Below are 7,507 nucleotides of genomic sequence, written 5' to 3'. Positions count from 1 at the left end.
CATCTGGCAGGTCTTGCGGCGTCCGGAGATGCGTGGCGTGCCCGTGATCATGGGGCGGGGACGCTCGGGCGTTCCGGCGGGCGGGCCTTCCGTCGAGGGGCACATCTGGCAGCTCTGACGGCCCCGGAGGCTGCGTGGCGTGCCCGTGATCATGGGGGACGGGGAGCACGAACGGGCGCCCACCGACGGCTGGCCCCCCGACGGGCGACCCCTAGGGTCCGGGACATGACCACGGTGGCGGTGCTCGGAGGCGGACGGATCGGCGAGGCCCTGCTCGGCGGCCTGGTGGCGGCCGGGCACGAGCCGGCCGCTCTGCGCGTCGTCGAGCGCGACACCGCGCGGGCCGACGACCTCGTCGCGCGCCTCGGAGTCACCGCCGTGGACGCCGCCGGAGCCACCCGGGCCGACGTGCTCGTCGTCGCCGTGAAGCCCCAGGACGTCGAAGGCGTGCTCGGCGAGGTCGACGACGCCCTGCCGCAGCCCCGCCCGCTCGTCGTCTCCCTGGCCGCGGGCATCCCGACCGCCGCGCTCGAGCGGTGGCTGCCCGCGGACACCCCGGTCGTCCGCGTCATGCCGAACACGCCCATGCTCGTCGGGCGCGCGATGTGCGTGCTCTCCCCCGGCACCCACGCCGACGAGGAGGCCCTCGCCGCGGCCGAGACGCTGCTGGGCGCGGTCGGCCGGACGGTCCGCGTGCCCGAGGCGCAGCAGGACGTGGCGACGGCGCTGTCCGGCTCCGGCCCGGCCTACCTCTTCCTCGTCGCCGAGGCGATGATCGAGGCGGGCGTCGCGCTGGGTCTGCCGCGGCCGGTCGCGACGCAGCTGGTCTCGGCCACCGTGGACGGGGCCGGCGGGCTGCTGACCGACGACACCGACGGCCCCGCCCACCCCGGGCTGCTGCGCGAGGCCGTGACCTCCCCGGGCGGGACGACCGCCGCCGCGTTGCGGGTCCTCGAGGCCCACGGCCTGCGTGCCGCGTTCGCGGACGCCGTCGAGAGCTGCCGGGACGCGTCGCGCGCGCTGGGCGCGACCTACGGCGGGTGATTCCCACCCGTTCGGCCGGGTCCCCGACCGTTCGTCGTGATCTTCCGGTGCGGCGGGCGTGCGGCGTGTGCGCTTGACGCGCCGAGCGCTACGGCCACCGCACCATCACGTCGAGCGATTCATCCGTCACATCCGTCTCGCTACTCTCCGATCAGCACGTGCGTGTCGAACCGCCGGAGGGGAAGACCGGCGGCACGACGGGTGCTCGGAAGGCGGTCGACCATGCCGCAGAACGCCGCCTCAGGGCGGAGGGAAGACGGCGACCTCTCACGGGTGCAGTTCCTCACCGTGGCCGAGGTCGCCGCGACGATGCGCGTCTCGAAGATGACGGTGTACCGCCTGGTGCACAACGGAGAGCTCCCGGCCGTCCGTGTGGGCCGCAGCTTCCGGGTGCCCGAGGAGGCGGTGCACGAGTACCTGCGGGGCTCGTACATCGACGCCGGCTAGTCCGGCCCGACGACGCCGGCTCCGGCCGGCGTCGTCGACCGGTGTGCCCGGGCGGCGTGCGCCGTTCGCCCGGGTCACCGGTACGGTGGAAGCTTGCCGCCGGGCCGAGCAGGCCCTGCCAGTGCTCTCCACGAGAACGTCGCGAAGGGAACCCGTATGGGCTCGGTCATCAAGAAGCGTCGCAAGCGGATGTCGAAGAAGAAGCACCGTAAGCTGCTTCGCAAGACCCGCGTGCAGCGTCGCAAGCTCGGCAAGTGATCGGCTCCGGCCGGGCCTGACCGGCCCCGGCCGGTGCCGGCGGCATCCCGTGGGTCCGACCGTCACGTCCGTCCCCCCGTAGGTGCCCCCGGGAGAGCCATGGCCCCGTCCGTCGTCCTCGTCACCGGCGTCGCCGGTCAGCTCGGCGGTGGGCTCGCGGCCCGCCTCGCGTCGGACCCGTCGATCGACCGCGTGCTCGGCGTGGACACCACGCCCCCGTCGCGGGACATGCGTCGACGGATGGGCCGGGCGGAGTTCGTCCGTGTCGACATCCGCAACCCGCTGATCGGCAAGGTCATCAGCACCGCGAAGGTCGACACCGTCGTCCACGCGTCGTTGTCGGGTCACCCGTCGGCCTCCGGCGGGCGCTCGATGATGATGGAGATGAACGTCATCGGGACGATGCAGCTCCTCGCGGCGTGCCAGAAGTCGGACACCGTGGGGCGCCTCGTCGTGCGCTCGACGACGAGCGTGTACGGCGCGAGCCCGCGCGACCCGGCGATGTTCACCGAGGCCACGGAGCCGAAGGCGCTCCCGCCCGGCGGGTACGCGAAGGACGCCGTCGAGATCGAGGGCTACGTGCGCAGCTTCTCGCGGCGCCGCCCCGACATCCCGGTGACGACGCTGCGGTTCGTCAACCTGATCGGGCCGCGGGCGGACACCGCGTTCGCGCACTACTTCTCGCTGCCGGTGGTGCCGGTGGTGCTCGGGTACGACGCCAGGGTGCAGCTGCTGCACACCGAGGACGCCCTGGCCGTCCTCGAGCGGGCGACGACGCAGGACCTCCCCGGCGTGTTCAACGTCGGGGCGGACGGCGTGCTCATGCTCTCCCAGGCGGTGCGCCGGGCCGGGCGGGTGGCGCTCCCGATCCCGGAGCCGCTCGTGCCCTGGGTGGGACGCATCACCCGGCGGGCGCGGCTCGTCGACTTCTCGCCCGAACAGATGCGCCTGCTCAACTACGGTCGCGTGGTCGACACGACCAAGCTCAAGACCGAGTTCGGGTTCGAGCCCCGCTGGACGACGGTGCAGGCGTTCGACGACTTCGTGGCCGGCAACGCGCTGCGCCCGATGCTCGACACCGACCGCTACGTCGGCGTGGCCGAGTCGGTGGCGCTGCGCGCGGCGCACGTGCTGCCGGGCCACCTGCTGCCGGGCCACGGCCCACGGGAGCCCGAGGCGCCCGGGCGGCCGCCCGAGATCGAGACCAGGACCACCCCCGCGCTCACCCCGGTGCGCTGAGGTGCCCGACCGGACCAGGAGGAACCAGACCATGGGCGAGGCCGAGGTCATCCCGCTGCGCGGCGCGGGAGGACGCCCCCGTCCGCGTCCGACCCCGCGGCGCCGGGGCGTGACCGGCCGGCCCGCGGGCACCGCGGCGGAGGGCACCGGCCCGGACGACGGCGGGACGGTGGAGGAGTACCGCGTGGACGGCCCGGAGGGCGGCGACGCGCCGGGCACCGACCTCGTGCCGGCCCGGCCCTCGGAGCTCGAGTCGGCGGTCACCGAGGTCGCGGCGTTCCTGCGGCGCCGGCTCGCGGGCCGCTACCCCGTCGACGAGTTCGGGTTCGACCCGGACCTGAACGAGAACGTCATCCTCCCGGCGCTGCGCCCGCTCTACGACCGGTGGTTCCGGGTCGAGACGATCGGGGTGGAGAACGTCCCCGCCGAGGGCGGCGCGCTGCTCGTCGCGAACCACTCCGGGACGCTGCCGCTGGACGCGCTGATGACGGTCGTCGCCACGCACGACGACCTGCCCACCCCGCGCAACCTGCGCATGCTCGCCGCCGACCTGGTGTTCGGGATGCCGGGCTTCGGGGCGGTCGCGCGCAAGGCCGGCCACACGTTGGCGTGCACCCCCGACGCCGAGAAGCTCCTCGGCGCCGGCGAGCTCGTCGGGGTCTGGCCGGAGGGCTTCAAGGGCATCGGCAAGGCCTACGCCGACCGCTACAAGCTGCAGCGCTTCGGGCGCGGCGGCTTCGTCTCGGCCGCGCTGCGCACCGGCGTGCCGATCATCCCGTGCTCGATCGTGGGTGCCGAGGAGATCTACCCGAAGATCGGCGACCTCGGGCCGATCGCCCGCCTGCTCGGGGTGCCGTACTTCCCGATCACCCCGACGTGGCCGTTGCTCGGCCCGCTCGGCCTCGTCCCGCTGCCCTCGAAGTGGTAAATCGAGTTCGGCGAGCCGATCCGGACCGACGAGTTCGAGCCCGGTGCCGCGGACGACCCGATGCTCGTCTTCAACCTGACCGACCAGGTGCGGGAGAACATCCAGCAGACGCTCTACCGGCTGCTCTCCGGGCGTCGGAACGCGTTCCTGGGCTAGGCGGCATGTGAACACCGTCGGTCGTGAGGACGACCGACAGTGTTCAAGGGGGCGACGGCCATCCCCGCCGCCGGGAGTAGGCGGCCCCGGCGGCGACGGCCCCGGCCACCGCGCCGGCCCCCAGCACCGATGGCACCCCGATGCGGGCCACCTTGCGGCCGGACCGGAAGTCGCGGATCTCCCACCCGTTGCGGCGGGCGAGTCCGCGCAGCTCGGCGTCGGGGTTGACCGCGACCGCGGTGCCGACCACCGAGAGCATCGGCGCGTCGTTGATGGAGTCCGAGTAGGCCGAGCAGCGCCGGAGGTCGAGGCCCTCGCGGGCGGCCAGCGCGCGCACCGCGTGGGCCTTCGCGGGCCCGTGGAGCAGCTCGCCGACCAGGCGGCCGGTGTAGACCCCGTCGTGGTGCTCGGCGACGGTGCCGAGCGCCCCGGTGAGCCCCAGGCGGCGGGCGATGATCGCGGCGAGCTCGAGCGGGGTCGCGGTGACCAGCCAGACCCGCTGCCCGGCGTCGAGGTGCATCTGGGCCAGCGCCCGGGTGCCGTCCCAGATGCGGTCGGCCATCAGCTCGTCGTAGATCTCCTCTCCGAGCTCGACGAGCTCGGAGACCTCGCGGCCGGCGACGAAGGACAGCGCGGCCTCGCGGTGGGCGCGGATGCTCTCCGGCGAGCCCTCCCCACCGAGGCGGAACTTCAGCTGCTGCCACACGAAGCCGCGCAGGTCGGCTCCGGAGAAGAAGCTCCGAGCGGCGAGGCCGCGGGCGAAGTGGAAGATCGACGCGCCCATCATCATCGTGTTGTCGACGTCGAAGAACGCGGCCGCGGTGAGGTCGGGCGGCACGCTGGGCAGCGTGGGCCCGGCGGTCTCCGCGGCGGCCGCGGCCGCCGCGCCGGCGTCCCGGGCTGCGGACCCGTCGTCGACCGCTGGGGCTGAGGCGTCGGTCTCCAACGCCGTGGCCGCGGCCGCCGAGGCCTCACCGGCCCGCTGGGCGGCCTCGCGATCCGCGGCCTCCCGCCGGTCGCGCCGGTCGCGCCGTCCAACCACCGCCCGACTCCTCCTCGACCGACGCGGGGACCGTCCCGGCCGGGCACGATCTCGCGGACCACCTTAGTGGTGCCCACCGACCCCGCCGGGTCGCGGCGTGCCCCGGGGGCGAGCGCAGCGACGCGGAGCCCGCGGCTCGGCGGGTGGGCCCTGCGACCCGGTCAGTTGCCGAGCGACAGGCCGGGCAGGCCCGGGAGGAGCGGCGGCAGCTGCACCTTCGGCAGGCCGGGCACGGGCACCGGGACGTTGATCGGCGGCGCCGAGGTGGTGCCCGGCAGCGGCAGCGGCAGGAGCGGCTTCTGCTGCGGGTCGCTGGAGCGGTTCGACGTCGTCTCGTCGGTCGCCGTCGTCGTCGTCGTCGGCTCCGAGGAGGTGGTGCGGCGGCTCGAGGGCGTCGAGGCCCTGGTCGACGAGGACGACGAGGTCGGCGGCAGCGCGACGCTCGGCGCGGGGCCGCGGCTCGCGGCCGAGCAGGCGGGCGAGGGCAGCGGGCCGAGGTCGTCGGAGTCCGAGCTGCCGCACGGCGAGGAGGACGCCTCGAACGCGGTGGCGCGGTCGCGCAGCTGGGCGATCAGCTTCTGCGACGACAGGGCCTGCTCGCGTCCGGCCGGCGGCAGCGAGGCGGAGAACTGGTCCAGCGTCTGCTGCTGCTGGCCCGCCCACGCCGAGAGCAGCCCGGGCGGCGGGCCGGCGGGGGAGTTGACCAGCGGGAGGAGCATCCGGGCGCCGGTGCGGGCCTGGTCGTCGAAGGCGCGCAGGTTGTCCGCGACGAGCGCGCCGTCGACCTCGTCGGCACCGGAGGCGGTCGGCATCGAGCCGGCGGCGGTGGTCGAGTCCCGCGACACCAGCTCACGGATCTCGTCGAGGCGCAGCGCCGCGACGTCGAGGTGCTTGCGGGCCTTGGCCTCCTGGCCGGAGGTCAGCCCGATCTCGGTGGACTCCGAGGCCCGCTTCATCCCGTAGAGCATGTCGCCGGGCAGGGCGCCGCGGGAGAGCAGCACGGTGAGCGCGCCGAGCGCGAGGACGGCGGCCATCCCGGCCACCGTCGTGGAGAGCAGTCGGCGGGCAGCGCTGCCGCGGCGAGCGGAGCGTCCGGGGCCGGCGGTCGTCGCGGACCCGGCGGGACGGCCGTCCCCCGGGCGGGCGCCGCCCCGGCGGTCGGCCCGACGGCGGCCGTGCGCGGCGGGGCCGTGCTCCACGCGCTCCGTGCGTCGGGTGACGGGGGTCTGCGGGGACTCCTCGGCGATGGCGGCCATGAGGCTCGCGCGCATCCGCCGGGAGGTCTCGGGATCCGGGCCGGGTGTCGCCCGGCCCGCCCGGCTGAGCAGGTCGGCGATGCGGAGGTCCTCGTCGAGGTCACCGTCACCGGGTCGGGCGTGATCGCCGAGCGGGGCTCCGGACGCGCCGGGGTGCGCACGACGACCGGGAGCGCGTCCGCGCATCCGCTCGTCCCAGGCAGCGGCGAACCGCTCGTCTGCCCCGTCGCGACCGCTCGACATGTCGTCCGTCCTCATCGTGCGTCCGTGCCGTCCGGCACGGACCGATCTCGTCGTACGTCGAAACGACCGGAGGGGCTCCCGGTTACGTGGAACATGACGACGGGTCGAACCACATCGTTGTCACTCACCGCAAACCCTCGGGCAGCAATTGAGCGAGACGTCGTACCGCACGGTGTTGCAGAGCCTTCACCGCACCCTCGTTCCGCCCCATGATGTGGGCAGTCTCCGACACGGAGAGTCCCTGGAGGAACCGAAGAGTGATGCATTCCTGCTGGTCCTCGCCGAGCTTGGCCACGCAGCGCAGGAGCTCCTCGTGCGTCGCGCCGGCGATGACCTCGCTCTCCGGGCCGGGCCGGTGCTGGTCGGGCGCCACGTCGGTGATCTCCGGGGTGGCCTGCTCGAGCCGGTAGCGGCTGGACTTGACGTGGTCCAGCACGAGGTTCCGCGCGATCGTCACGAACCAGGCGCCGATGTCGCGGCCCTGGTAGCTGACCGAGGAGATCCGCCGGAAGGCGCGGACGAACGTCTCCTGGGTGAGGTCCTCGGCCACCCCGCGGTCGCCGAGCCGGTAGAAGACGAACCGGAAGACGACGTCGTGGTAGCGGTCGAACAGCTGCCCGAACGCGTCGACGTCGCCGTCCTGGGTGGCGCGGACCAGCGCCCAGCCGTCGGCGACCTGCTCGTCCGCCTCCTCGAGGCCGGCGCCCTGCAGGTCGGCGGGGTCGATCTCGGCCGCCTCGTCCTCCGGCCGCACCTCCTCCACCGCGGGGATCACCGGCTCGTCGACCCGGGGGGCCTCGATCGGCGTCGTCGGCGGGTGCACGCCGATGGGGGTGGGCACCGGGCCGGTCGGCGCGGCCACGGTCGGGTGGCCGGGCGGTGGCGGACCGGGAG

7 protein-coding genes and 1 pseudogene are annotated in these 7,507 nt (G+C 74.6%); 5 read left to right on the top strand and 3 right to left on the bottom strand.

Going from position 1 to position 7,507, the window contains the following annotated elements; genetic code table 11:
* Window positions 1-225 precede the first annotated feature (225 nt).
* The 5 genes and pseudogenes from proC (at window position 226) to AC0CYZ_RS24820 (ending at window position 4,072) form a co-directional block, all read left to right on the top strand.
* Window positions 226-1,044 (top strand): pyrroline-5-carboxylate reductase, encoded by an 819-nt coding sequence (gene proC, locus AC0CYZ_RS24840; protein WP_472220309.1) that lies wholly within the window; start codon window positions 226-228, stop codon window positions 1,042-1,044.
* A gap of 222 nt (window positions 1,045-1,266) precedes the next feature.
* Entirely contained in the window at window positions 1,267-1,491 is a 225-nt protein-coding gene (locus tag AC0CYZ_RS24835; protein ID WP_472220308.1) for a helix-turn-helix domain-containing protein, read from the top strand.
* Window positions 1,492-1,647: 156 nt separating this feature from the next.
* Entirely contained in the window at window positions 1,648-1,749 is a 102-nt protein-coding gene (locus tag AC0CYZ_RS24830; protein WP_010241351.1) for a 30S ribosomal protein bS22, read from the top strand.
* A 99-nt stretch (window positions 1,750-1,848) separates the two neighbouring features.
* Complete coding sequence (locus AC0CYZ_RS24825; protein ID WP_472220305.1) at window positions 1,849-2,988, top strand: NAD-dependent epimerase/dehydratase family protein; 1,140 nt, start codon at window positions 1,849-1,851, stop codon at window positions 2,986-2,988.
* Between the two features lie 31 nt (window positions 2,989-3,019).
* A pseudogene (locus tag AC0CYZ_RS24820) lies at window positions 3,020-4,072 on the top strand (lysophospholipid acyltransferase family protein).
* Window positions 4,073-4,115: 43 nt separating this feature from the next.
* On the opposite strand, the gene AC0CYZ_RS24815 reads toward AC0CYZ_RS24820, so the two are convergent.
* The 3 genes from AC0CYZ_RS24815 to AC0CYZ_RS24805 all read right to left on the bottom strand — a co-directional run bounded on the left by AC0CYZ_RS24815 (window position 4,116) and on the right by AC0CYZ_RS24805 (window position 7,340).
* The gene (locus tag AC0CYZ_RS24815) at window positions 4,116-5,114 is read right to left on the bottom strand and encodes an HAD family hydrolase (RefSeq protein ID WP_472220302.1); all 999 of its coding nucleotides are present in this window, start codon (window positions 5,112-5,114) and stop codon (window positions 4,116-4,118) included.
* 161 nt (window positions 5,115-5,275) lie between these two features.
* Complete coding sequence (locus AC0CYZ_RS24810) at window positions 5,276-6,613, bottom strand: DUF5667 domain-containing protein (protein WP_472220300.1); 1,338 nt, start codon at window positions 6,611-6,613, stop codon at window positions 5,276-5,278.
* A 124-nt stretch (window positions 6,614-6,737) separates the two neighbouring features.
* Window positions 6,738-7,340 carry a sigma-70 family RNA polymerase sigma factor gene (locus tag AC0CYZ_RS24805; RefSeq protein ID WP_472220311.1) on the bottom strand — a complete coding sequence of 201 codons (603 nt, stop codon included), beginning with the start codon at window positions 7,338-7,340 and terminating at the stop codon, window positions 6,738-6,740.
* Between the last annotated feature and the right edge of the window lie 167 nt (window positions 7,341-7,507).

It is taken from the genome of Actinomycetospora sp. (assembly GCF_055612215.1).
Note: the sequence above shows the minus strand (reverse complement) of the source record. Positions and strands in the feature narration are given on the sequence as shown.